Below are 254 nucleotides of genomic sequence, written 5' to 3' on the forward strand. Positions count from 1 at the left end.
CCAGTGCCGTGGGGGGGGCGGGCGGGGGGGGTGGGGTGGGGGGTGGGGGGGGTGGGGGGGGGGGGGGGGGGGGCGGGGGGGGGGGGGGGGGGGTGGCGGGGGGGGGGGGGGGGGGGGGGGGGGGGGGGGGGGGGGGGGGGGGGGGGGGGGGGGGGGGGGTGGTGGGTGGGGGGGGGGGTGGGGGTGGTGGTGGTGGGGGGGGGGGGGGCGGCGCGCGGGGGGGGCTTGTCACGGGGCGGGGGGGGGTGTAGAGG

At 90.6% G+C, this 254-nt stretch carries 1 protein-coding gene; it reads left to right on the forward strand.

Annotated elements, in window-relative coordinates:
- The coding region (locus tag AAEZ02_RS23790) for a hypothetical protein (RefSeq protein ID WP_351125462.1) at positions 1 to 251 on the forward strand (251 nt) is incomplete at its 5' end.
- Positions 252 to 254: the final 3 nt, after the last annotated feature.

The organism is Shewanella sp. T24-MNA-CIBAN-0130, assembly GCF_040310185.1.
In the GTDB taxonomy this organism is placed as follows: Bacteria; Pseudomonadota; Gammaproteobacteria; order Enterobacterales; family Shewanellaceae; genus Shewanella; species Shewanella psychromarinicola.